Source organism: Sodalis sp. dw_96 (assembly GCF_018449575.1).
GTDB lineage: Bacteria > Pseudomonadota > Gammaproteobacteria > Enterobacterales > Enterobacteriaceae > Acerihabitans.
In genome coordinates, this window is record NZ_JAAVUT010000002.1 from 404,539 (window position 1) to 428,197 (window position 23,659).

Annotated in this window: 26 protein-coding genes, 1 other RNA gene and 2 pseudogenes; 18 read left to right on the forward strand and 11 right to left on the reverse strand. The window is 52.0% G+C overall.

Translation table 11 applies throughout. The features are described 5' to 3' along the window. Nucleotides 1-364: 364 nt before the first annotated feature. The 4 genes from rseC to rpoE are packed head-to-tail and all read right to left on the reverse strand — an operon-like array spanning nucleotide 365 to nucleotide 3,084. Entirely contained in the window at nucleotides 365-832 is a 468-nt protein-coding gene (gene rseC, locus HB631_RS04930; RefSeq protein ID WP_213990018.1) for a SoxR-reducing system protein RseC, read from the reverse strand. Continuing rightward, nucleotides 829-1,821 (reverse strand): sigma-E factor regulatory protein RseB, encoded by a 993-nt coding sequence (gene rseB, locus HB631_RS04935; protein ID WP_213990019.1) that lies wholly within the window; start codon nucleotides 1,819-1,821, stop codon nucleotides 829-831. Before rseB ends, rseC begins: the two co-directional genes overlap by 4 nt. Further along, nucleotides 1,821-2,480, reverse strand: coding sequence for an anti-sigma-E factor RseA (gene rseA, locus HB631_RS04940; protein WP_213990020.1), 660 nt, complete (start codon nucleotides 2,478-2,480; stop codon nucleotides 1,821-1,823). The genes rseB and rseA overlap by 1 nt, the downstream gene beginning before the upstream one ends. Before the next feature lie 28 nt (nucleotides 2,481-2,508). Further along, entirely contained in the window at nucleotides 2,509-3,084 is a 576-nt protein-coding gene (rpoE, locus tag HB631_RS04945) for an RNA polymerase sigma factor RpoE (protein WP_132926545.1), read from the reverse strand. Nucleotides 3,085-3,502: 418 nt separating this feature from the next. Between rpoE and nadB the strand changes: the two genes are divergently transcribed. Next, a complete protein-coding gene (gene nadB, locus HB631_RS04950; protein ID WP_213990021.1) occupies nucleotides 3,503-5,104 on the forward strand; it encodes an L-aspartate oxidase in 1,602 nt (533 codons plus the stop codon). 186 nt (nucleotides 5,105-5,290) lie between these two features. On the opposite strand, the gene HB631_RS04955 is transcribed toward nadB, so the two are convergent. Then, complete coding sequence (locus HB631_RS04955) at nucleotides 5,291-6,037, reverse strand: methyltransferase (RefSeq protein WP_275955681.1); 747 nt, start codon at nucleotides 6,035-6,037, stop codon at nucleotides 5,291-5,293. Nucleotides 6,038-6,169: 132 nt separating this feature from the next. Here HB631_RS04955 and srmB point away from each other — a divergent pair, with 132 nt between their 5' ends. Beyond that, nucleotides 6,170-7,513 carry an ATP-dependent RNA helicase SrmB gene (srmB, locus tag HB631_RS04960; protein ID WP_213990022.1) on the forward strand — a complete coding sequence of 448 codons (1,344 nt, stop codon included), beginning with the start codon at nucleotides 6,170-6,172 and terminating at the stop codon, nucleotides 7,511-7,513. Nucleotides 7,514-7,879: 366 nt separating this feature from the next. Here srmB and grcA read toward each other — a convergent pair whose 3' ends face one another. Then, nucleotides 7,880-8,263 (reverse strand): autonomous glycyl radical cofactor GrcA, encoded by a 384-nt coding sequence (gene grcA, locus HB631_RS04965; RefSeq protein ID WP_213990023.1) that lies wholly within the window; start codon nucleotides 8,261-8,263, stop codon nucleotides 7,880-7,882. A 348-nt stretch (nucleotides 8,264-8,611) separates the two neighbouring features. On the opposite strand from grcA, the gene ung reads away from it, so the two are divergent. Then, nucleotides 8,612-9,295, forward strand: a complete 684-nt coding sequence (gene ung / locus HB631_RS04970) for a uracil-DNA glycosylase (protein WP_213990024.1) — start codon at nucleotides 8,612-8,614, stop codon at nucleotides 9,293-9,295. A 188-nt stretch (nucleotides 9,296-9,483) separates the two neighbouring features. On the opposite strand, the gene grpE is transcribed toward ung, so the two are convergent. Continuing rightward, nucleotides 9,484-10,071, reverse strand: coding sequence for a nucleotide exchange factor GrpE (grpE, locus tag HB631_RS04975; protein ID WP_213990160.1), 588 nt, complete (start codon nucleotides 10,069-10,071; stop codon nucleotides 9,484-9,486). Between the two features lie 250 nt (nucleotides 10,072-10,321). Here grpE and nadK point away from each other — a divergent pair, with 250 nt between their 5' ends. The 3 genes from nadK (at nucleotide 10,322) to bamE (ending at nucleotide 13,410) form a co-directional block, all read left to right on the forward strand. Next, nucleotides 10,322-11,200, forward strand: a complete 879-nt coding sequence (gene nadK, locus HB631_RS04980; protein ID WP_213990025.1) for an NAD(+) kinase — start codon at nucleotides 10,322-10,324, stop codon at nucleotides 11,198-11,200. A gap of 87 nt (nucleotides 11,201-11,287) precedes the next feature. Continuing rightward, the gene (gene recN / locus HB631_RS04985; protein WP_213990026.1) at nucleotides 11,288-12,949 is read left to right on the forward strand and encodes a DNA repair protein RecN; all 1,662 of its coding nucleotides are present in this window, start codon (nucleotides 11,288-11,290) and stop codon (nucleotides 12,947-12,949) included. A gap of 113 nt (nucleotides 12,950-13,062) precedes the next feature. After that, nucleotides 13,063-13,410, forward strand: coding sequence for an outer membrane protein assembly factor BamE (gene bamE, locus HB631_RS04990; protein WP_213990027.1), 348 nt, complete (start codon nucleotides 13,063-13,065; stop codon nucleotides 13,408-13,410). A gap of 165 nt (nucleotides 13,411-13,575) precedes the next feature. Here the strand turns inward: bamE and HB631_RS04995 are convergent, their stop codons facing one another. After that, entirely contained in the window at nucleotides 13,576-13,860 is a 285-nt protein-coding gene (locus HB631_RS04995; RefSeq protein ID WP_213990028.1) for an RnfH family protein, read from the reverse strand. Next, nucleotides 13,853-14,287, reverse strand: a complete 435-nt coding sequence (locus HB631_RS05000; protein ID WP_213990029.1) for an SRPBCC family protein — start codon at nucleotides 14,285-14,287, stop codon at nucleotides 13,853-13,855. The genes HB631_RS04995 and HB631_RS05000 overlap by 8 nt, the downstream gene beginning before the upstream one ends. 160 nt (nucleotides 14,288-14,447) lie before the next feature. Between HB631_RS05000 and smpB the strand changes: the two genes are divergently transcribed. The 5 genes and pseudogenes from smpB to HB631_RS05025 all read left to right on the forward strand — a co-directional run bounded on the left by smpB (nucleotide 14,448) and on the right by HB631_RS05025 (nucleotide 16,579). Continuing rightward, a complete protein-coding gene (gene smpB / locus HB631_RS05005; RefSeq protein ID WP_213990030.1) occupies nucleotides 14,448-14,930 on the forward strand; it encodes an SsrA-binding protein SmpB in 483 nt (160 codons plus the stop codon). Between the two features lie 46 nt (nucleotides 14,931-14,976). Then, nucleotides 14,977-15,358, forward strand: a transfer-messenger RNA (tmRNA) gene (gene ssrA, locus HB631_RS05010). A gap of 164 nt (nucleotides 15,359-15,522) precedes the next feature. Further along, nucleotides 15,523-15,993, forward strand: a pseudogene (locus HB631_RS05015) (tyrosine-type recombinase/integrase); the annotation flags it as partial. Between the two features lie 192 nt (nucleotides 15,994-16,185). Further along, on the forward strand, nucleotides 16,186-16,281 hold the full coding sequence (locus HB631_RS26925) for a type II toxin-antitoxin system RelE/ParE family toxin (protein ID WP_255556830.1): 96 nt from the start codon (nucleotides 16,186-16,188) through the stop codon (nucleotides 16,279-16,281). Beyond that, nucleotides 16,271-16,579 carry a helix-turn-helix transcriptional regulator gene (locus tag HB631_RS05025; protein WP_213990031.1) on the forward strand — a complete coding sequence of 103 codons (309 nt, stop codon included), beginning with the start codon at nucleotides 16,271-16,273 and terminating at the stop codon, nucleotides 16,577-16,579. The genes HB631_RS26925 and HB631_RS05025 overlap by 11 nt, the downstream gene beginning before the upstream one ends. A 156-nt stretch (nucleotides 16,580-16,735) precedes the next feature. Here HB631_RS05025 and HB631_RS05030 read toward each other — a convergent pair whose 3' ends face one another. Then, entirely contained in the window at nucleotides 16,736-17,800 is a 1,065-nt protein-coding gene (locus tag HB631_RS05030) for a mechanosensitive ion channel domain-containing protein (RefSeq protein WP_213990032.1), read from the reverse strand. 439 nt (nucleotides 17,801-18,239) lie between these two features. Between HB631_RS05030 and HB631_RS27280 the strand changes: the two genes are divergently transcribed. From HB631_RS27280 to HB631_RS05050, 5 genes and pseudogenes are all read left to right on the forward strand, one after another. Continuing rightward, on the forward strand, nucleotides 18,240-18,461 hold the full coding sequence (locus HB631_RS27280) for a prevent-host-death protein (protein WP_345945691.1): 222 nt from the start codon (nucleotides 18,240-18,242) through the stop codon (nucleotides 18,459-18,461). Further along, nucleotides 18,451-18,735, forward strand: a pseudogene (locus tag HB631_RS05035) (type II toxin-antitoxin system RelE/ParE family toxin). The gene HB631_RS27280 and the pseudogene HB631_RS05035 overlap by 11 nt, the downstream one beginning before the upstream one ends. Nucleotides 18,736-18,994: 259 nt before the next feature. Beyond that, on the forward strand, nucleotides 18,995-19,405 hold the full coding sequence (locus HB631_RS05040) for a type II toxin-antitoxin system RelE/ParE family toxin (protein WP_255556812.1): 411 nt from the start codon (nucleotides 18,995-18,997) through the stop codon (nucleotides 19,403-19,405). A 24-nt stretch (nucleotides 19,406-19,429) separates the two neighbouring features. Continuing rightward, nucleotides 19,430-19,738: a helix-turn-helix domain-containing protein gene (locus HB631_RS05045; RefSeq protein ID WP_213990033.1), complete on the forward strand. Its 309-nt coding sequence runs from the start codon at nucleotides 19,430-19,432 to the stop codon at nucleotides 19,736-19,738. 87 nt (nucleotides 19,739-19,825) lie between these two features. Beyond that, nucleotides 19,826-20,446, forward strand: a complete 621-nt coding sequence (locus tag HB631_RS05050) for a DapH/DapD/GlmU-related protein (RefSeq protein ID WP_213990162.1) — start codon at nucleotides 19,826-19,828, stop codon at nucleotides 20,444-20,446. Nucleotides 20,447-20,640: 194 nt separating this feature from the next. Here HB631_RS05050 and HB631_RS05055 read toward each other — a convergent pair whose 3' ends face one another. After that, the gene (locus HB631_RS05055) at nucleotides 20,641-21,579 is read right to left on the reverse strand and encodes an AraC family transcriptional regulator (RefSeq protein WP_213990034.1); all 939 of its coding nucleotides are present in this window, start codon (nucleotides 21,577-21,579) and stop codon (nucleotides 20,641-20,643) included. A 145-nt stretch (nucleotides 21,580-21,724) separates the two neighbouring features. Here HB631_RS05055 and HB631_RS05060 point away from each other — a divergent pair, with 145 nt between their 5' ends. Both HB631_RS05060 and HB631_RS05065 read left to right on the forward strand, forming a co-directional pair. Then, nucleotides 21,725-22,633 carry an SDR family oxidoreductase gene (locus HB631_RS05060; RefSeq protein WP_213990035.1) on the forward strand — a complete coding sequence of 303 codons (909 nt, stop codon included), beginning with the start codon at nucleotides 21,725-21,727 and terminating at the stop codon, nucleotides 22,631-22,633. A gap of 68 nt (nucleotides 22,634-22,701) precedes the next feature. Further along, a complete protein-coding gene (locus HB631_RS05065; protein ID WP_213990036.1) occupies nucleotides 22,702-23,184 on the forward strand; it encodes a GNAT family N-acetyltransferase in 483 nt (160 codons plus the stop codon). The last annotated feature ends 475 nt before the right edge of the window (nucleotides 23,185-23,659 follow it).

Sequence of the window (23,659 nt, forward strand, 5' to 3'; positions counted from 1 at the left end):
AATTTTAACGCTAAAAAGTAGTTCAATGGAAACGGGGATGGACATCGTAACAACACTACCCGTAAAAACATCGTCGCATCTTACACTGAAAGCGGAAACCAAGAAAGGCAGCCGAGGAAGATACCACGTGGGTCCCGGCACCGGATTATTTCCATACACTTGTCCGCACGCCGCTTCCACAGCTAGCCGCTTCCCGGCGAACCGGTCGGGAGGATGAAAATCGCTTTGACGTGAAGGGAAAGGGTACGATACAGGCCGACAAAGGCAGACCATTGACAGAGGGGAAACAGTCCGGAAACGTGAAAATACCGTCCAGACAACGGCCCGTTAACGGGCAACCGGGCCAGCGGCGGCCCGTCACAAACTACTCTTTTTCCCGACGGAACGAGAGGGAGGCCGGCGGCAGGGCGATTTGCAAAATCACGGGTTGATATTCACGCTGATTGCCGATGCGTTGGGCCAGAAAACGCGCCAGCAGCATACCGGCGGCACCGCCGAACAAACCACCCAGCGCGGCGGCGATATCGGTATGGAACAGGCCCTGCAAAATGGACGCGCAGCCAATTAAGCCAACCAGGGGCAGCATATACACCAGCAAAGCCGAACGGATCAGGCTGCTTTCGGTAATGCCCACTTCCACCCGTTGACCGGGCACCAAGGGATGCTTGCTTTCCACATGCAGCTGGTGCGACGAATCGGCCCCCATTTTATTAAGGATGCTGGTGCCGCAACTGCTGCGGGAATGGCAGCTGCCGCAACCCGAGCTTTGCTCGCAGCGCAGTTGCGCAATACCTTGCTGCCAGGAGATAACCGTTGCCCATTCTTTGATCATGGTTGCGCCTTAAAGACCACGCTGTCGGCGATACGTTTTGCAGTTGCCGGAGGCAATTCACCGACCACGGTGATTTCTTTATTGTTGCGAATATCGGTATAGACCGTGCGCCGACCGGTGCGGATATACCGCTCCGTATTGCTGTCGGTGGACGGGTTGATATTCACCGAGAAACTGAACAATCCGTCGGAATACAACCTCGCTTCAATGGGCACATTGATGCCCGGCAGCGTACGTCGGCTGCGAGAGACTTCGGCAACCCCCGCCGGCAGCCAGTTGGTATTCCAATCGAACTCCACTTTTTCCGAAACCGGCACCGTCAGCAACGGAGGTAAATTCACTTTTTGCAAACCCTGCATCATGGCCATGACCTGCGGATCCACGACAAATGAAATCACCCGAAATTGTTCCAGCGCCTCACCGTCACGATCCAGCAAATCGGCGCGTAAAGGCAGTTTTGTTTCAGAGTCGATCCACACTACATAACCAAACCGGGTGCCATCCCGTGCCACTATGCGCACTACGTCGCATAAGCGATCAGAGACTCGCGTCCGCCCTACGGGAATAAAATCGTAGAACTGCGCCAGACGCCCAAAGTCAGCGTAAACGATAGAAGGGAGAGAATCAACGATATGATCGCCGGAGAGTGTAAAGGGTTCGAGGCCGGGTTCAAAATAACTAATTTCGTCGCCGCGCTGAAGAATTTCGAGACGGGGGCCGTCCATCTGCAGCAGTTGCGCAAAAGGGCGTTTTTCAAACAGGGCATGGCGAAAACGTAATGAATCCACACCCTGCTTGCTGACGCTGACATAAGCAAATTCATAACTTAATGATTTGCTTGCCTGACTCATTTGCTGTAACAACACCCCGGGGGCGGTAATTTGGGCTGTTGCCCCAGCGGGAGCGGGAGCAGAAGCCTCGGCCGGGGCGTTTGTCGCATAGAGCAAGCCACTTGTCATTAAACAAACAGCACACCAAAATTGCTTCATTACTGAGGCTGCATTCCTAATGACTGTGTTCCCGGGACCTGAACCGCAGCTTGCTGGGTTTCATGCTGGTCGAATTGCAACTGCGTTGAATGCACCCGACGCTGCAATTCGAAATCCTGCAATATAGCATTGATGCGTTTACGCTGTTCCTGTACCTGCTGCTGCTGCGTGCCGGTATCGGCAACCGCACCGCCAGAAGGAACCCCCAGGCTGACCGGCGACGCCTGGCCCATCATGGGCAGGGTGTTGAATACCGGCGATTCGGGCTGCGCGTCGTTGTTATTGATTGGCTGGTTGTAATGCTGCACGCCGACGATAACCGCCAGCGACACGCAGGCCGCCAAACCGATTTGGGTCACATGGGCAACCCAGGGGCTCGCCTTGCGCCAGAACGGCAGCTTGTGCCAGGTTTCAGGCTGCGGCTGCGACTCTTTTACCGAAACAGGTACCAGGCGTACCGGTTCGCGGGCAATAGCAGCGGCAACGCGGTCGGCGATATCAATATGAAGGGTTTCACCAATATCCCCGCGCATTGTGTCACGGATCAGATGATACCTTTGCCAGCTTTGTTGTAACGAGTCATCCTTGGATAACGCGTTAATCAGTTCATTATCGAATAGCTCGCCATCCATAAGAGCCGAAAGCTTTTCATTACGCATGCGTGGGCACCTTCTCCTGCCGCCATCGTTATCGCTGAATCAGCGGTTGAATTTTATTATCAATAGCTTCGCGCGCACGGAAGATACGCGATCTCACCGTTCCCACGGGGCAATCCATGATGGACGCTATCTCTTCATAGCTCAACCCATCCAGTTCCCGAAGCGTAATGGCCATACGTAAATCTTCGGGAAGCCCCTCGATAGTGCGAAACACTATCTGTCGCAATTCTTCAGACAACATTAAATTCTCAGGGTTCGATATTTCTTTCAATGCGCCGGCACTTTCGTAATTTTCGGCATCATTGGCATCCACATCACTTGCCGGCGGACGCCGCCCCTGAGCAACCAGATAATTTTTCGCCGTGTTTACGGCGATACGATACAACCATGTATAAAAAGCGCTGTCCCCGCGGAATGAGTCCAGGGCGCGATAGGCCTTAATAAACGATTCCTGGGCCACATCCGGTACGTCCCCTTGAGGAACATAACGCGACACCAGACTCGCCACTTTATGCTGGTAACGAACGACCAGTAAATTGAACGCTTTTTGGTCGCCTTTCTGAACCCGTTCAACCAGCACCTGATCCGTTAACTGCTCGCTCATCCGAGGTAAATTCTCCCCAAATTTATCTCCACGCGAAAAAATAGTACCGCCAGCCACTAAACCAATAACACGAGCAAGCTCCCGCTTGGAGTTTATGCTAACCATGAAGTTCCGTCCCACCTCTATTTTTTGTATTCAATGGGAGACGGCTATCGGTGCACCGGCTCTCGGGCCGGGTGTCAGTCAGACTATCATGAAAAAAAGTTTTTTAGTGTTAGATTCCTGAAATCACTCGACCAGATCATAAAATCCGGCCCGGCACCGTATCAACAGCGCAGGTTACCCGGTATTGCGGCCACTGTCAGTAAAGAAGAGAAAATTGTCATGGGTAAAATATCAGCAATTAGCGGTTTAGCCCTAAATCATTGAGTGCTAACATCGGAAAACTGTAATTTCTATATTGGTAACCACCATCCAAATGCAACCTTCAACTGAACATGTAACCGATGTACTGGTCATTGGCAGCGGTGCGGCCGGTCTTTCCCTGGCTTTGCGCCTGGCCGGACATTGTCAGGTCATGGTACTGAGCAAAGGACCGCTCAGCGAAGGATCCACCTATTATGCCCAGGGCGGGATCGCCGCGGTATTTGATGAAACCGACACTATCGATTCCCATGTGGAAGATACGCTTATCGCCGGTGCCGGGCTATGCGATCGCGAAGCGGTGGAGTTTATCGCCGGCAACGCCCGTCACTGTGTCCAATGGTTGATCGATCAGGGCGTATTGTTCGATACCGAAACCACCGCCGGCACCAAGGAGCATTATCATCTGACCCGCGAGGGCGGCCATAGCCATCGCCGGATTTTGCATGCGGCGGACGCCACCGGCAAGGAAGTGGAAACCACCCTGGTGGAAAAAGCGGCAAACCATCCGAATATCCACATCATGGAGCGTTGTAACGCCGTGGACCTGATAAGCTCCAATAAAATCGGGCTGACCGGTACCCGGCGTGTGGTAGGGGCCTATATCTGGAATCGTGAAGCGGAACGGGTGGAAACCTGCCGGGCGAAAACCGTGGTGCTGGCCACCGGCGGCTCGTCAAAAGTCTACCAGTACACCACCAACCCCGATATCTCCTCCGGCGACGGTATCGCCATGGCCTGGCGCGCCGGGTGCCGGGTGGCCAATCTGGAATTCAATCAATTCCATCCCACCTGCCTGTTCCATCCGCAGGCGCGTAATTTCCTGCTGACCGAAGCCCTGCGCGGCGAAGGAGCGCTGCTCAAGCGTCCCGACGGCTCGCGTTTCATGCCCGATTTCGACGAACGGGCCGAGCTGGCGCCGCGGGATATCGTGGCCCGGGCCATCGACCACGAGATGAAACGCCTCGGCGCCGATTGCATGTACCTCGATATCAGCCATAAACCGGCGGAATTTATCCAGCATCATTTTCCGATGATTTATCAAAAGCTGCTTACCCTTGATATCGATTTAACCAAAGAACCCATTCCCATCGTACCGGCGGCGCATTATACCTGCGGCGGCGTGATGGTGGATCAGCGGGGACGCACCGATCTGGACGGGCTATACGCCATTGGCGAAGTGAGTTATACCGGCCTGCACGGGGCAAACCGGCTGGCCTCCAACTCATTGCTGGAGTGCCTGGTGTATGGCTGGTCCGCCTCGGAGGATATCCTTACGCGCCTGCCCACCGTCAAGCAAGCAAAACAGTTGCCCCCCTGGGATGAAAGCCGCGTCAGCAACTCGGACGAGGAAGTGGTCCTTCAGCATAACTGGCACGAGCTGCGCCTGTTTATGTGGGATTATGTGGGTATCGTGCGCACCACCAAACGGCTGGAGCGAGCCTTGCACCGCATCAATTTGCTGCAGCGGGAAATAGACGAGTATTACTCCAATTTCCGCATTTCCAATAATTTGCTTGAGGTGCGTAACCTGATACAGGTTGCCGAACTGATCGTGAAAAGCGCCATGTTACGCAAAGAGAGCCGGGGCCTGCATTACACCCTCGACTATCCGGATATGCAGGAAAACCCGCAGCCCACCATTCTGCACCCCTGATAAAAATCCTGCCTCCTGAAACCGGCCGGTGTCGCTCAGCCGTGCCGGTTTTGGGAAAAGACCCGCTCTCATCATGGCGCCGGTCTGGAAGTTTTACTCCAAGGCCACTTCTTGCCGTGCAAGCATGGGACCTTCCGGAAAATTTACTTCATCGGTAGATAGCCTAACCTCATAACCCGAGCGTTATTACCCAAGATAGAAATCCGCGGTCAGGGCGCGGTACGCCGCCGAATAGGCGCGATCCCCATCCCGCAGCGTAAGTGCCGAATAACAGGTTTCCCCCTCCGTCGGTGATAATCCCAGCAAAATCCGATGCGGGGATTTGCCCGGGTTATCGGCCACCTCGGTGCGATAGCGCACAAACCACCGCTGCCGGCGGGCCTGGAATATCAGCTGCTCGCCGATACTCAGGGGCAATACCAGCATGAACAGACCCTCCGGCCTCAGCAATCTGCGGGCGGCATCCAGCAAATGTTCATGGGTCAGGGTGGTGGTGGAGCGGGCACGATCCCTGCCGATATCCCGGCAGGGGATGCCCACCGGAAAATAGGGAGGATTGCTGACAATCAGTTCATAACGTTCCGTGGAGCTCAGGGCATAGGTGAGAATATTGTCGTGAATCACCCGCGTCCGATCTCCCCAGGGACTCAGTGCGCAGTTTTCGGCCGCCTGGGCCGCAGCCGCATCGTCCAGTTCCAGGGCGTCGATAATCACCCCCTCACCGGTGCGCTGGGCCAGCATCAGGGCGATGAGACCACAGCCGGTACCGATATCCAATATTCGCCGCGGGGAGGGACAGAGCGGCGCCCACGCCCCCAGCAGCACGCCGTCGGTGCCTACCTTCATGGCGCAGCGATCGTGGGCGGCAAAAAAATGTTTAAAGGTAAAGCCATCCCGACGTAACAGGGCTTTTTGACCTGGCGATTCCATCATTATTAGGCTCCCGGCGAACAATCGGGTTACTTTATGTCAAACAGGCCCGGGGTGGAAATAACCATCCATGCGGAAACAGATGAAGATTGGTCGGGATCCGTCTATAATCTGCGCCCCAACCAGAGGTAGACCATGACTGTAACTCAATTCACCGAACTCGATCTACATGAAAGCCTGCTCGCCGCCTTGCAAGATAAAGGCTATGAGCGCCCTACCGCCATTCAGGCCGAGGCGATCCCGCCGGCCATGGAGGGACGCGACGTGTTGGGTTCGGCGCCTACCGGAACCGGTAAAACCGCTGCCTACCTGCTGCCGGTGCTGCAACATCTGCTGGATTTTCCCCGCAGAAAATCCGGGCCGCCGCGGGTGTTGATTGTCACGCCCACCCGCGAACTGGCCATGCAGGTAGCGGAACAAGCCAAGGAACTGGCGGCCCATACCCAGATTGACGTCGCCACCATCACCGGCGGCGTGGCGTATATGAATCATATGGAAGTCTTCAGCGAAAATCAGGATATCGTCGTGGCCACCACCGGCCGGCTGCTGCAGTACATCACAGAAGAGAATTTCGACTGCCGCGCGGTGGAAACGCTGATTCTGGATGAAGCGGACCGGATGCTGGAAATGGGATTTGCCCATGACGTGGAGGTGATTGCCGCTGAAACCCGCTGGCGCAAGCAGACGCTGCTGTTTTCCGCCACATTGGAAGGCAATGCGGTGAAGGATTTTGCCGAACGCCTGCTTAACGATCCGGTGGAAATCGATGCCGCTTCCTCCCGGCGCGAACGCAAAAAAATCGTCCAGTGGTATTATCGCGCCGACGATCTCAAGCATAAAACCGCCCTGCTCTGCCACTTGCTAAAACAGCCCGACGTGACAAAAACCATTGTTTTTGTCCGCAAGCGCGAACGCGTTCATGAACTGGTGGGCTGGCTGCATGAAGCGGGCATCGCCTCCTGCTATCTGGAAGGGGAAATGGTGCAGGCCAAACGCAACGAAGCCATAAAACGCATGAGCGACGGGCGCATGTCGGTTCTGGTGGCCACCGACATCGCGGCGCGCGGGCTGGATATAGACGATGTCAGCCACGTGATCAATTTCGACCTGCCCACCACCGCCGACGTGTATTTACACCGCATCGGCCGCACAGCCAGGGCGGGCAAAAAAGGGACCGCGATTTCCCTGATTGAAGCTCATGATCATCTGCTGTTGGGCAAGATAAGCCGCTATCTGAACGAACCGTTAAAAGCACGGATTGTGGATGAACTGCGTCCCGCCACCCGGGCTCCGTCGCCAAAAGTCACCGGCAAGCCATCGAAAAAAGTTCTGGCGAAGCGGAAAGAGAAAAAACAGCAGGGCCAGGTGAAAGATAAGGTCAAGGTGCGTCTGCGTGATAAAAGAAATATCGGCAAGCGCAGGGCGGGAAAACCGGTTGATACCCAGCCGGAATCGGCTGCAAAACCGATTGATGAATAATGCATCGCACCCTTAACGAAGCCACCCGATGAGGTGGCTTTTTTGTATGTTGATGCTTCTTTTTTAGAGGTTTGATGCAATCGGAATGGGAATGATTGCATTTATGATACTTAACTAAAATTTCTATTTTTGATTATATTATATAAAAATTAATTTTCTCAATATTTCAATTAGTTATCTGACAAATGATTTGCAACGGGTTTTGTTCAAAATAGTTACAGCGGATCAATTCTCCTTTTTGATGCAAACCTCCTTTCGAGATTTATAATTTTTTATCCATTGATTTTAATGGTTATTTTTAAAAACATTCAAAGCGTTCCCATTGAAAAAGGGAGCCTAGGCTCCCTTAATGCACGACACAAACCATTACATGGCAGAAGTGAAAGTACGGGTGATAACGTCGCGCTGTTGTTCAGCCGTCAACGAATTAAAACGCACAGCATAACCGGAGACGCGAATGGTCAATTGAGGATATTTATCCGGATTGGCGATGGCGTCTTCCAACGTTTCACGGGTTAACACATTCACATTCAAATGTTGTCCGCCTTCAACGCGCACGACTTCTTTTTGCTCAATGGGGATCTGGCGATATTCAATATTGCCCAGTTCGCTTAACGCCACGACCTGGTCGTTAGCATAACCGGCAACAGCACACAGGCAGCGGGCCTGTTCCACGCTGTTGTCCAGCAGCCAGAAAGAATTAACCAATGCTTTATTGTCAGCCTGGGTAATTTGAGTTCCGATAATCATAAATGCCTCCATGGTGTGGCTTACAAAATTTTCAAGTCATGTCCATATTGCATGTTTTGCGTTTGTGGACATTTGGTAAAACCAATTCGTCTGTCCGATTATATACCAGCCAATTGAGTGGCTTTCTTTGATCCAAATCAATTTTTGCCGCAATAACTTATTCACCAAAAAGACATGTTTTTGTTTTATATCAATTTTAAGACTAAACTCCAATCACGGTTTTTAAAATTTATTTGAAATAATACAATTTAATTTGCCATGCATCTCATTCACAGAAAGCGTTTCGCCGGCGGTCGATACCCGGTAAGCTACCGGTTAAGTCATTTTCCAACATGGAGCGTACTCTCTATGACGCAGAGCCCGACCTGGCGGGATACCCTCGCCGAAGAAAAAACCAAACCCTACTTCCGGCAAACCCTGGCTTATGTCGCGCAGGAACGGGCGGAGGGAAAAACCATTTACCCGCCGCAACCTGACGTATTCAATGCATTTCGTTATACAGAGCTGTCGGCGGTGAAAGTCGTCATTCTCGGGCAGGATCCCTACCACGGGCCCAATCAGGCACATGGCCTCTCGTTTTCCGTCCGGCCGGGCGTGCCCGCACCGCCTTCCCTGGTGAATATTTATAAAGAACTCAGCGCGGACATTCCCGGTTTTACCACGCCGAACCACGGTTGCCTGCAGAGCTGGGCCGGGCAAGGCGTGCTGTTGCTCAATACCGTATTGACCGTGGAAGCGGGAAAAGCCCATTCCCACGCCAGCCTGGGCTGGGAAACGTTCACCGATAAAGTCATAGAAGTGCTGAATGAGTGCCGCGAGGGAGTGGTTTTCCTGCTTTGGGGTTCTCATGCGCAAAAGAAAGGCGGCATTATCGATCCTCGCCGCCATTGTGTCCTTAAAGCCCCCCATCCCTCGCCGCTGTCGGCCCATCGGGGTTTCTTGGGCTGTAAGCATTTTTCCCAGGCCAATGGGTTTCTCACGCAGCAAGGTCAGGAGCCCATTGATTGGCAGCCGCACTTGCCGTCTCAATGATCCGTGCCGCGAAACGCAGCGACGGCATTGAGGGACGAGAATTTTACCCTTTAGATCTAACCACAGGCATAACTATATACATAATTACAGGCGTAGCTAACCCCGCCAAGGCTGACGACTCGCCAACCGGCAGGGAAAAAATCGATGATAATGTTACGTGAAATGGCTTTTTATACTGGCGGATGCCCTCAGCCGCGGGCCTTGGACACCGCCACCATGGCCGGACGCAGCAGGCGCCCGTTAAGGGTATAGCCCTTTTGCATGACCATCATGACCTGGTTAGGCTCATGCTCATCGGATTCCAGCATGGTCATGGCCTGATGCACCGCGGGGTTGAAAGGAACATGTGTATCCTCCACCACCTCGATACCGAATTTACGCACCGCGTCCAGCAGGGATTTCAACGTCAATTCGATGCCTTCGATAAGCGGGGTCAGTTCGCTGTTGGATTTATCGGCCGTATCCAACCCACGCTCAAGGTTATCAATGACCGGCAACAGTTCACCGGCGAATTTTTCCAAAGCGAATTTATGGGCTTTTTCAACATCCAGTTCGGCACGGCGACGCACATTTTCCATTTCCGCTTTGGCTCGTAGCATGCTATCGCGTTCCCGTTGTTGTAACTCATCCAGCCTGGCCTGCAAAACAGCGATTTGCTCATCGCGCGGATCCACGACTTCTGCCGTCTCGGGCACAGCTTCCGACTGTTGCTCTGGTTCCATATCCATTTCCGGTGAGACTTGCTCGTCAGGGGTCTTCTGTTCTTTACTACTCATCATGAGTTTCTCCGCGTTTTAGCCTTTTTAATCTTGCTACTCCGCTTATTATGGGGATGAATAGCGGGGATTCAAGGGATGTCGCATAATGTATACCCAATGGATTTCAAGTTGCAGCAAGGCGGCAAGCGAGAGAACCCCGATGAGCTTACTCCTGTAAGTGATTCGGGTGAACGAGTGAAGCCAACACGGCTGCAACTTGAAAGACAAAGGGTAAAGTCAGCACAACATGGCGAGGAAAAACAATAACATGAATACACCCTTTCAGAGCATCGGCATTGTCGGCCACCCGCGTCATCCAAACGCCCTGGCAACCCACGAAATGCTGTATCACTGGCTGATCGCGAAAGGACATGAGGTTATCGTCGAGCATCAAATCGCCCGGGATCTCAATCTGGAGGGCGCGGCCACCGGCAGCCTGGCGGATATCGGCCAACGGGCCGACCTGGCGGTGGTGGTGGGCGGGGACGGCAACATGCTTGGCGCGGCGCGCATCCTGGCCCGTTACGATACCAAAGTGATTGGCATAAATCGCGGCAACCTGGGGTTTCTCACCGATCTCGATCCGGATTCGGCCCTGCAGCAGCTGTCGGATGTGCTGGCGGGAGACTACCGCTGCGAACAGCGTTTCCTGCTGGAAGCGCAGGTTTGCCGCGACAACGAGTGCGGGCGGCTCAGCACCGCCATCAACGAAGTGGTGCTTCACCCCGGCAAAGTCGCGCATATGATTGAATTCGAGGTGTATATTGACGACAGTTTTGCTTTTTCGCAGCGATCCGACGGACTGATAATCGCCACTCCCACCGGTTCAACCGCCTATTCGCTTTCAGCCGGCGGCCCCATCCTCACTCCCCCGCTGGATGCCATCGTACTGGTGCCGATGTTTCCCCACACCCTTTCGTCCCGTCCGCTGGTGATCAACGGCAGCAGCACCATCCGGCTGAAATTTTCCCAAATCAGCAGCGAACTAGAAATCAGCTGCGACAGCCAGATAGCCCTGCCCATCCAGGAAGGGGAAGAGATTTTCATCCGCCGCAGCGATTATCATCTCGACCTGGTGCATCCGCTTGATTACAACTATTTCAATACGCTGAGCACCAAACTGGGCTGGTCGAAAAAATTATTTTAAAAAGAGTCCACTACCACTTTACTGTATAAAAAACCAGTTTATACTGTGCTTAACTCCAGCTATGTTGTTTTGTACAGGAATATCGCCATGCTGTCTCAACTGACCATCGCTAATTTTGCCATAGTGCGTGAATTAACCATCGATTTTCAAGCGGGAATGAGCGTGATAACCGGTGAAACCGGGGCGGGCAAGTCCATTGCCATCGATGCTCTCGGCCTTTGCCTCGGCAGTCGTTCGGACGCCGCCATGGTAAGGCCCGGCGCGCTCAGAGCGGATATCTGCGCCCGGTTCGCTCTCGGCGATACTCCCCTGGCCGCCTTATGGCTGGCCGACAATGAGCTGGACAATGGCAATGAATGTCTTTTGCGTCGTGTTGTGGGCCAGGACGGGCGGTCACGCGGCTTTATCAACGGCGTATCGGTGCCGCTGTCGCAGCTGCGCGATCTGGGCCATCACCTGATACAAATCCACGGACAGCATGCTCATCAACTGTTAATGCGGCAGGATCATCAAAAGCACCTGCTGGATGCCTACGCCGATGAGAAAGCGCTGCACCAGACCATGGCCGCGTCTTACCGGCAATGGCATCAAAGCTGCCTGGAGCTTGCCGCGTCCCGAAAGAACGCCGCCGACCGCGCGGCCAGGCAAGAACTGCTGCAGTATCAGTTGAAGGAACTCAACGAGTTTATGCCGGTGCCCGATGAATATGAGCAAATGGATATTGAATACAAGCGCCTCTCCAACAGCGGCCAATTGATTACCACCACCCGTCAGGCCCTGGATATCCTGAGCGAAGGTGAAGATCAAAACCTGCTCGGCTTATTGAACGGCGTCAAGCAGAGGGTGGGGGAACTTACCGGTATGGACGCCGCCCTTTCCCCCGTCATGGAATTATTGGAAGAAGCAACCATCCAGCTCACCGAGGCCAGCGATGAGCTGCGCCACTACGGTGATAATCTGGATTTGGATCCGGCACGGCTGTTTGAGCTTGAGCAGCGGCTGTCGCGCCAGACGAACCTGGCGCGCAAGCATCATGTCGCCCCGGAAGAGTTGCCGCAGCTTCATCAACGCCTGCTGCAGGAACAGGAATCAAGCGAACAGCAGGATATAGAGGCTCAGGGATTGTCGGAGGCGGTGGAACGATTTCATGAACAGGCGCTGCACACCGCCCGCCAGCTTCACGAGAAGCGGCTGGAGCATGCTGACGAACTTGGCGAACTGATTACCCGCAGCATCCGTGAATTATCGTTGCCCCATGGGAAATTATTTATCGCCACCCATTTTGATGAAGAACAGCTCAGCGTCGACGGTGGGGATCGCATCGAATTCCTGGTGACCACCAACCCTGGACAACCGCTACAACCTCTGGCAAAAGTGGCCTCCGGCGGCGAGTTGTCCCGTATCGCCCTGGCAATCCAGGTCATTACCGCCCGTAAGATGGATACCCCGGCCTTGATATTTGATGAAGTTGATGTCGGCATCAGTGGCCCCACGGCGGCGATTGTGGGTAAAATGCTGCGTCAGTTGGGTGAGTCCACCCAGGTGATGTGCGTTACCCATTTACCGCAGGTAGCCGGCTCGGGTCATCATCACTTTTTTGTCAGCAAAAATACCGATGGCAATGAGACCGAAACACAGATGCTCGCGCTGAATAAAAAAGCCCGTCTGCAAGAGCTGGCGCGTCTGTTGGGCGGTAGCGAAGTGACTAAAAATACGCTGGCAAATGCTAAAGAACTGCTCGCAGCATAGAAAAGCTCAACTTTTTTACGTTCCCGCGGTCATAGATGGGCCTTCTAGAGGTTCCCAATGTCGGCAAGGTCTATTATCATCGGCATCCTATGCCCAAAAGGAATGTGATTATTATGAGCTGTAAGACGTTGACTGCCGCTGCCGTCGTTCTTCTGATGTTAACCGCCGGTTGCTCTACGCTGGAAAGATTGGTTTATCGTCCCGATATCAACCAGGGAAATTATCTGACAGCAGCTGACGTGGCGAAACTTCATACCGGCATGACCAAGCAACAAGTGGCTTATACGTTAGGCACGCCAATGCTACATGACCCGTTTGGCACCAATACCTGGTTTTATGTGTTCCGCCGTCAGCCCGGCCATGAACCAGTGACCCAGCAAACCCTTACCTTGACGTTCGATAATAGCGGTACCTTGACCCACATCGACAACCGGGCGGCGCTGAATACCCCCAGCTCCTAACGATAAGAGCTTAAACGGCAAAAGGCCTAACGGTAAGCGTCTCAGCGGTGAGAACCTTAACAGCAGAGCCAACATGGCGGTAGCCAGGAATACTATAGGGCGGCTGGAGTTTATGCCGCCGGAAAGGGTGGTATTAGAACAAGAAGACGGACATACCGCTCCGTCTTACTTTTTGGTGCGCTCCGCACGCTGACGTCGCAACTCTTTCGGATCCATCAATAACGGACGGTATATCTCCACCCGATCGCCGTCATTCAAAATATCCTCAAGCGCGGCGGACCGGCTGAAAATGCCCACCTTGTTTTTGTCCAGATCGATTTCGGTTCTCAGGGCCAGGATACCTGAAGCATCAATGGCCTGTTTAAGCGTGCTGCCCGCGGGCAGGGTGAGCGGGTAGAGATATTGCCGCTCCGGCAAGGCGTAGACCACCTCCACCCGGATATCAGGCACTGTAGACCTCTTTCGCCCGCAGGCTAAACGCCTGCACCATGCTATTAGCCATCTCCTTGAAGATATGGCCGAATGCCAGTTCGACTAATTTATTCTTGAATTCAAAACTGAGTTCAAACTCGACTTTACAGGCTTCGGGACTTAAGGTGGTAAACCGCCAGCCACCGGCAAACGTGCGAAACGGTCCCGACACCAGACGCATGACGATGCTTTCGTTATCGGTGATAACGTTGCGGGTAACAAACGTTTTGCTGATGCCTGCTTTAGACACATCCATCTCGGCGGTCAGTTCGTTACCTTCTTTCCCCAGCACTCTACTGCCGGTGCAGCCGGGTATGAATTCCGGATAAGCACTGATGTCATTCACCAGGGCAAACATTTGTTCCACGCTGTAAGGCACCAAGGCGGAACGACTAATATGAGGCATAAGGGTTCCTGTCATGTCGTTAACTTCTTAATATTATCATTTATCTGTCATGAGATAAAAAAACTGTTGTCGGTCGTTTATCGTCCTTTGCTCGAAAACCCAGCAGCCAAGCGATCAAAGCATTTAATTCCCGCCATAAAACTGTATAATATTTAGCATCATGACAAAGAAAAAAGCTCAAAAACCAGGCTCCGCCACCATTGCGCTGAACAAACGCGCCCGACATGAATACTTCATTGAGGAAGAGTTCGAAGCAGGACTCTCGTTGCAGGGATGGGAAGTCAAATCGCTGCGTGCTGGCAAAGCCAACATCAGTGACAGCTACGTGCTGCTTAAAGACGGCGAAGCCTTTCTTTTTGGCGCCACTTTTCAGCCGTTGGCGGTGGCCTCCACCCATGTGGTGTGCGATCCCACCCGTACCCGCAAGCTGTTGCTTAACCAACGGGAACTTTCCACTCTGTTCGGACGGGTCAACCGCGAAGGCTATACCGTGGTGGCGCTTTCCCTTTATTGGAAGAACGCCTGGATCAAGGTGCGCATCGGTGTCGCCAAGGGTAAAAAAGAGTTCGATAAACGTACGGATATCAAAGAACGTGAATGGCAGGTAGATAAAGCGCGCATAATGAAGCACGCCAACCGTTAGGATTTGCCCCGCCATCGCGTTTTTGCTATAATGAAATTAACAACTTGGGGCTGATTCTGGATTCGACGGGATTTGTGAAACCCAAGGTGCATGCCGAGGTGAGGTAGGCCTCGTTAAACAGCCTCAAAAATATAATTGCAAACGATAACTCGTTCGAACCTGCTGCTTTAGCAGCTTAATCAGCTTAATAAACTGAAGGTCCCCTTTCTCCCCAGCCTCTGCTCTTAGGACGGGGATCAAGAGAGGTCAAACCCAAAAGAGCTCGCGTGGAGATCCTGCCTGGGGTTAAAGCGTTAAAACTAATCAGGCTAGTTTGTCAGTGGCGTGTCCGTCCGCAGCTGGCAGGTGAATGTAATGACTGGACTAAGCATGTAGTGCCGAGGACGTAATAATTTCGGACGGGGGTTCGAATCCCCCCAGCTCCACCAAATTCTGTTCTATAGAACGTCAAGTAAGTCCAAGAAGCCCGCATGGCGCAAGCCCTGCGGGTTTTTTTACGTCTGCGGGATAATATGGCGATCCTGTGGCTTCCACAACTTTTAGGTACCTTCTTAGGTACCCGAGAGGCAGGTACCCATCCAGCGGGTACCCTTGGACAGAACTCGATTTATCAGCGAAAGAATGGCATTTACCGGCCGAACGCATGAAAATGAACCGGGAGCATATAGTGCCGCTTTCTGCGCAGGCATTATCTATTCTGGAGATTATGAAGCCACTGAGCGGCCAGCGTGAATACGTTTTCCGCAGCCGCATAAAACCGAGGCAACCCATGAACAGCCAAACGGTGAATGCAGCGCTGAAACGCGCTGGTTTTGGTGGGGTCCTGGTATCCCATGGGCTGCGTTCAATCGCCAGCACCACGCTTAACGAACAAGGCTTTCCACCAGACGTTATCGAAGCCGCGCTGGCACATGTGGATAAAAACGAAGTACGCCGCGCCTACATTCGCAGTGATTACCTTGAACAACGACGCCCAATGATGCAATGGTGGGCCGAATTTGTGTCGACCGCGGATAGCGGAAGCGTGATGAGCGAAGGAATAAAAGGGTTAAGAGTTTTATAACCGATCAGTCTGACGTTGATCTCTACTATTCAATTATATGTTGCTCATTATTATGCGTCTAATCGGGAGTAAGATAAGGATTCCCGCGGTGTTATACCCCCTGGTGGAAATGGACTTTTCGAACTTCGAGTTAAAGGTAACGAAGGGATTGGACGTGTGTTCTTTTGCGCGGTAGTGGGATAGCGAATTGTGATGCTGCATAGCTTTATCAAGAAAACCCAAAAAACGCCGCGCAAAGAACTCAGCATCGCTGAAGCCAGATTGAGAGAGGTAAAAAATGAATGCTAAACGCATACCGCCAACCAAAACCCATGCCGAAATGGTCTCTGATTGGATGGAGCAACCGGAATTTAAGGCTGAATACGAAAAGCTGGACGGGGAATTCGCCCTGCCTGATGAGCTGTTGGCCGCACGCAAAAAAGCCGGCCTCACCCAAGCGCAAGTCGCTGAGCGAATGGGGACCAAAGCAACGGCGATTACACGGTTGGAAAGTGGTTTAGCCTCCGGTACACAAGGACCGTCTTATAACACGCTGAAAAAATATGCCGCTGCGGTAGGGAAAAAACTGCAAATCCGTTTTGTATAATTGCTCTTAGGGATTAGTCGTTGCTCAATCTGACTGTCGGCTAAGAGCGAAAGTACAGTTATCCTGATGCTTATGCAGCACGCTTATAGTATCTGTACGTTCCACTGCATATCTCCAGAAAAAATGAGAGCGATTAACTACTGACCTCTCGGACGATCAAACACCGGAATCGGTCAGTGTAGCCCTCACATGAGGAAGGCTCTGCGGATAATTTTGCTGAATAAACTCAATCATTTTTTCCCGCACGTGGCAGCGTAAATCCCAGGCAATGGGGGAATTCTGTGCAGTCATCAATAATCTGATAGTCATGGTTTTATCATTAGCATCGGTAACCTGGAGCACCTGAGTCTGTTGATCCCAGAGTTTTGTTTCACTGAGTACTTTTTCAAAATGCTTACGAAGAGGATCTAATGGCATGGAATAATCAAGGTAAAGAAAAACAGAGCCTAATATTTGTGCGTTATTACGCGTCCAGTTCTGGAAGGCATTTTCTGTAAAGTATGTAATGGGCAGGACCAGTCGACGCAGGTCCCAGATACGCACAACAACATAAGTCAGGTTTATCTCCTCAATCCAGCCCCATTCATTTTCAACGACCACAGCATCATCAATTTTTATAGGCTGCGTAAAGGCTATCTGAATTCCGGCAAACAGGTTGACAAGCGACTTCTGAAGGGCAAACCCGATTATTATTCCGGCAACCCCAGCACCGGCCAGGATTGTAGTGCCGAATTTTCGAACGCCAGGGAAACTGAGTAGAATCAGAGAAAGACAGAATGACACGAGTAGTACGATAGCGACCTTTTTTACATACATTATCTGAGTGCGAATTTTACGGGCACGAAGATTATTTGAAAGATTAATGTCATAGCGTATAAAAAGCATATCCTGCGCAACATGAGTCAATCGAATCAAAACGGAGCAAAATGATAATATAATAAATATATTAACGGTTGTTGTAATAAGAGCGACTGAGTCCGGGTGAATGTTAATATAATTAACCCCTACATTTATTAACAGTAAGGGAATGAAAAGAAACATTGATCCACGAAGATGTTTTTCTAATGATTTGAATAGCTTTCTGTCACGACTCTGCCAGTAGCGGATGAACCTGAGAAGTATAAATCGGGCCAGGAAACCCAATGCAAATGAGAGCGTGACAAGCAATACAGCAGGCACCCATGATGGAGCACCAGATAACTCACCGAATATCATTGGCATTTTTTTCCCTTATATTCAACCAACAACCTTTAGTTGTCAGAACAGTAATAAAAATTCAGTAACCGTTGTCTTCTCGGTTATCTGCAGATTAATGGTTAACGCACATGAGTTTATGAAAAATTTATTTACCTGACTTTCTTAACACAAAAAAACCTCGAAAAGAAACCGATATTTATGGCTGACACAAACGCAACTCACTGTAATTTATGATGAAGTTTAATTTACTCAGCCAGCCAGCAGGATGTCCGAGCTTAAACCGCACCGGTGTCATCTGCCCATACCGGGCGTTGCTCCTGGGGAAAACGCCGGTCACTTCCGTGCGCGGTAGGCCAAAAATGTCAGAAGTCAGTGGCAGCAACCGTGGGCAATACTGTGTATATAGACACATTGCGCCAGTCGCTTCAAGACAGGAATGCACAGCTTTTAGTATGAACTATACCTGCGTGGTAAACCGAAAATTGTTGCGTCGCCCAATGGCGCCCTGAAAGAGTCGCACGGCCAACCTGTGGCGGTGTTAACCAACGGCCATATCTCCGGTTACTACATTTCCCCTGAGACATGGGAAGCGATGGCCGACTACTTGGAAGATATCGAGCTCGGCAAAATCGCCCGTTCACGGATGAGAGGTAAACGCGTAAAGGTCGATCTGGATGAGCTATGAGTTAGAATTTGAAGAACACGCCCTTAAGGAATTCAAAAAGCTTGGAGCGCCGTTACGAGAACAGTTTAAATAGAAATTAAAAGAAATTTTGGTTGAGCCCCATATTCCAGCCAATCGGCTCACTGGCATGCTTGATTGCTATAAAATCAAGCTCAGGTCTGCCGGGTATCGGTTGGTGTACCAAGTAAACGATGACGAGGTGGTCGTGCTGGTTCTGGCCGTGGGCAGACGTGAACGTTCAGAGGTCTATAAAGCGATTAAGGCCAGGCTATAGCAAGGTGGCGCGGGCAAAAACGCCGAGCAAAAAATTACCTTGTTCATCTCATCACTTTTGCACCGATGGCGGCATGACCTGTTCCCCCAAAGATTTCATATCCATTTCCTTAGCTGATTTTTGGAAGGATGTTGTCGATATCACGCATTCGTGATCCAATTGCAGTCAGTAAAAGTCAACCAATACGTTGACTTTTCCTATAAAAAACATATCATTTTGAAAGGGAGCAGTTGAGCATTGTGTAAATTGTTAGGCAGGGATGATGACAGTATCAAAACAAAAATGCCCGAACCCAAGTAAGGCCGGGAAAGCGTACCCTGTAAGGTTGATTGACGATGCACGAAAAGAACTTTTCGCTCTAAATGCTGTAAACCGGGCCGCATTCGTCTCAACGCTGGATGACTTCGAACAGTATAGTCCCTCACATCCGATGGTAGATACTGAAAAGATTGAGGGTGACCTTTTTGAGCTCAAAACAGAGTCGTCCAGCCACTGGCTGCGAGGGTTCTATTTTCATTTCAAGGATGGGCTGTATGTTGTAACCCATCTTTTCGCCAAGAAAACCAACAAAACGCCAAAAGCCAATAGAGAACTGGGGACGGTCAGATACAAAGCATTTAGGGAAGCGATGAAGGAACAAGCGCCTCAAATGGAACAACAAAATCGGTAAACTCACCCTGACAGAGAATATTTTATGAGCAACAACATAAACATGACCCTGCATAGCTGGGACGATGTCCGCGCCGAATTGCTGCGTGATGAAGCGACGTCAGAGGCTCTGGAAGTAGTGTTGATGAGAAAGCAGCTTGTTGCCGCGATGGCCCAGAAACGTAAGCAAAATAAGATGACTCAGGCGATGATTGCAAATCGACTCGGCGTGAGTAAGCAGGCTATCAGTAAATTTGAAAGCGGTAATAGTTCACCCACACTCGACGTTGTATTCAGATATGCGGAAATTCTGGGTGTTGATCTTTTCAGTCAGCTCAAGCATGTCTTTGCCTAGCCTGGCAAATAGCTGACATCACCCTTTCGTCATTTTTCTTACACAGATGCGTTTTACAGTAGCGCTATCGATGATGAGAGAAAAATGATGAAACTGGTTAAATTAGCAGAAACCTGGATCGACCCAAGCGTGCGCATGCGCGAATGTAAAATTGGCCAACAGTGCGAGGTACTCGCTAACAGTGCGCTGGAACACAGTTCGCTGGGTGATTTCTCCTACATTGGCGAATACTGTACTGTTGCCGACGCGCAGATAGGTAAATTTGTCGCTATTGCCAATAATGTACGCATTGGCGCATCCAATCATCCGATGGCATGCCCGTCACAGCATCGCATCACTTATTGTCCGGAATACTATTCGGCCAATGCCGCGCGCGATCGCGACTTTTTTTCTCGCCGTCGCGGAGATAGCGTGATCGTCGGCAACGATGTCTGGATGGGTCATGGCGCGATTGTGCTGCCTGGCGTCACCATCGGCGATGGCGCGGTAGTGGCTGCCGGAGCGGTGGTCAGCAAAAATGTTGAGCCTTATATGATTGTAGGCGGCGTACCGGCAAAAACCATTCGTATGCGGTTCTCACCAGAGTTGGGGCGCCGGTTACAGCTGATCGCCTGGTGGGACTGGTCATTGGATACGATTATTGAACGCCTGGCCGATTTCCAGGATGAAAACGTTGAGGCATTTTGCGAGAAGTGGGGAAATCAGTGAATCGCCAGGGCGGTCCATTGCATAAGCGCTATTAACCCGAAGTGAGAACGACGCCGTTTAAACTAACGCAAGCATTCGAGCATTATATAAAAAAACGGGTAGAGACCGGACGGGGGATTCGCCTTGGTTGATAACCTTTTATCCAAATGTAAAAAAGCTGCCCTCAGCCAGGCGCTAGTCGTCGCCAGCCGCCATCACTCATCGGCTGTGCCGGGCAGCTGTTCGGCCTGATACCGCTGGCGATGTTCTCTCGGCGAGCACCCCAGGACCCGTCTGAATGCCTTGCCAAAAGCGCTTTCCGTTCCGTAGCCGATTGACCAGGCGATCTTGGAAACGGGGTCATCCGACATCTGCAGGCGATCGCTGGCAAGCAACATTCGCCAGTGCGTAAGATATTCCATTGAAGTCATTCCGACCCGTTCCTTGAACCGTTGGGCAAAGACGGTGCGTGACATGCCAACGTGATGAGCGAGTTCCTGTATTTTCCAGGGATGCCCCGGATCGTTGTGCATGCACGCTATCGCGGCCCTCATCTGCGGATCGGCGAGGGCAAAAAGCCAACCTACGCCCCTGGTCACCTCGCTTTGCAGGTACAGCCTAAGGGCCTGCACCAGCAAAATGTAAGCAAGCTGTTGCGCCACCAGCGATCCCCCCAACTGAGGATCGCGTAATTCATCCCTTAAGGATTCCAGCGACCATCGCATCACTTCTTTGCTCGACTCGCTGCGAATATGGACGATGGGAGGCAACGCGTTCAGCAGGATGTCGGAATGCCCGCCGGTCATGAGAAAGTGCCCGCCAAGAATGGAGCATCCCCCCACGGCGTCGGAAAAGAGCGGGACGTCCGGCCTGCGCGCGGCCATTTGCACGGTAAAGTTCACAGGGGGAGAAGACAGGTCCGTCGCCAGGCAAAACGGCCGGCCACGCGGAAGCAGGATAGAATCACCCTCCCCCATGAGTACCGGTTCGGTAACCCCTTCCATCGCCAGGAAACATGAACCCGCTACTACTGAGTAGCACTTCAAGCCCCGATGCATCGGGAATTGAATACAGGATTTTTCGTTCACCACAAAGCCCCCCGACACATAGGTCTTGAGCTTGAGCAGCGATAACACTTCTGAGAGTGGGTCCATTGAAATCCGTACGATCAAACCAGTAATACGAACTTAAAGAATACATCGTACGACTCCCTTTTGCTATCGTGAAAGCTATTGATAATGATGAAGCGCAAGCGTCCTTGGTTCAGATAATTCATCCACTCACATCAAAGGAACAGCTATGAAAATTTTCCTAACCGGCGCAACCGGGTTTATCGGCACCGCCCTGGTGCCCGAACTCATCAACGCGGGTCATCAGGTGCTGGGGCTGGCGCGATCGGATGCGGGGGCGAAACGGCTCGTCGCCGCCGGGGCGGAGGTGCATCGCGGCAGCCTGGAGGATCTAAACAGCCTGCGTCTCGGTGCAGCCGGCTCAGATGGGGTGATCCATTGCGCTTATGACCATGACTTCTCGAAGTTCGAGGAGAGCGGCAAAAAGGAAAGCCGGGCCATTGAGGCCCTGGGTACCGCGCTCATCGGCACGGCTCGCCCGTTGGTCATCACCTCGGTGACCGCTATGGGTGCGGCGGCGCCAGGTCAGATTGCCACGGAGGATTTTTATATTCCCAACCATCCGATCCCCCGTACCCCTACGGAAAATGCGGGAGCGGCTGTTGCCGACCGGGGCGTGAATGTGTCGGTGGTCCGCCTGCCGCAGATTCATAATAAGGTCAAGCAGGGCCTCATCACTCAGCTTATTGGCCTGGCTCGCGATAAAGGAGTTTCGGCTTATATCGGTGAGGGCGTCAATCGCTGGCCGGCGGCGCACCTTCTGGATGTTGCGCGTCTCTACAGGCTGGCGTTCGAAAAACATGAGCCGGGCAGCCGATATAACGCGGTTGCTGAGGAAGGCATACCCCTGCGCCAGATAGCGGAAGCGATTGGCAAAATCTTGCAGATCCCCGTGGTCAGCCTCTCTGTGGAAGAAGCCAAATCCCATTTCGGCTGGCTCGCCATGTTCGCCGGCATGGACATGCCTGCGTCAAGCCTGCTGACCCGGCAGCGCCTGGGGTGGCACCCCACCGGTCCGGGACTTCTCAGCGATCTTGAGCAGGATGCGCGTATGGATACGCAAGGTGGAAATTTTTAGTCATGGGTACTGTAGCCATTTATCTTTAGATATACTTGCCGGAAATAATTAATCAATTGGCATAGTTTATGGCTTTTATATTAGGTTTGCCGACTCCGTCGGATTATACGGCTCTTTCCACCTGGGTGGAGGATGCAACAACCTGTATGCGCTGGGCAGGGCCTAATCTACCGTTTCCGCTGGATGTGGAACATTTGCCACAGTTACTGAATGGACCCGAAGCGACCAGAACCAGCTATATACTGTACAATTCTGAGCGTCTAGGCGATCCCCTCGGATTTGGCCAGTTGGTACAAAAGGAATCCGGCATTAGCCATTTGGCCCGTATTATCATATCCCCGAAATACCGGGGTAATGGCCTTGGCCGGGTTCTTTGCCAACAGCTTATCGCCAAAGCAACCGCTGTCAGCAGAGTGCAGCAACTGACTCTCTATGTGTATCGGGATAATCAAAACGCCATGGGGTTATATCTGTCCCTTGGCTTTGCCGAGGCGGATAAACAACCTCGTTCAGACATGGTCCTCATGCAAAAAATACTGGAGTGTATGTGAAGGGCAAGGTGTAGAACAGGGGGTGGAATGAGCCTGTGACACACTGGGAGATCGGGTATACCCCAATTTTCTCGATCTGCCGCCGTGCCTGACGCCTTTGGTGAAGAATGTTATGGGTGCCGTCTGCCATGACCCTACAGGGTTGTCCAAAATCCGCCGATAAACGGTTTCATCTGTTGACAGTAACCTCAAGAAACAAATTTGCGGTCTTTTGCATAAAGTTTTCCAGACCCCGTCTTATCTCGCCAGACCAAGTTCGGGCCGTCGATCCTTACACCAACAAGCTATTGTTCTAATTCAACTTACCCCCCTTCCGCGATGCATTATTCTGCTCCCTCGACGTCGTATATTGTCGGCTAAACCGGCTTATACCCCCCCTGCCGCCACATTTGATTCTGCTCTACTATTTCAAGTGACCTGCCGCAAGCGCCTCGAAGCGGCAGGGTTCGTCTCGGTACCGAATGCCAAAGGTTTG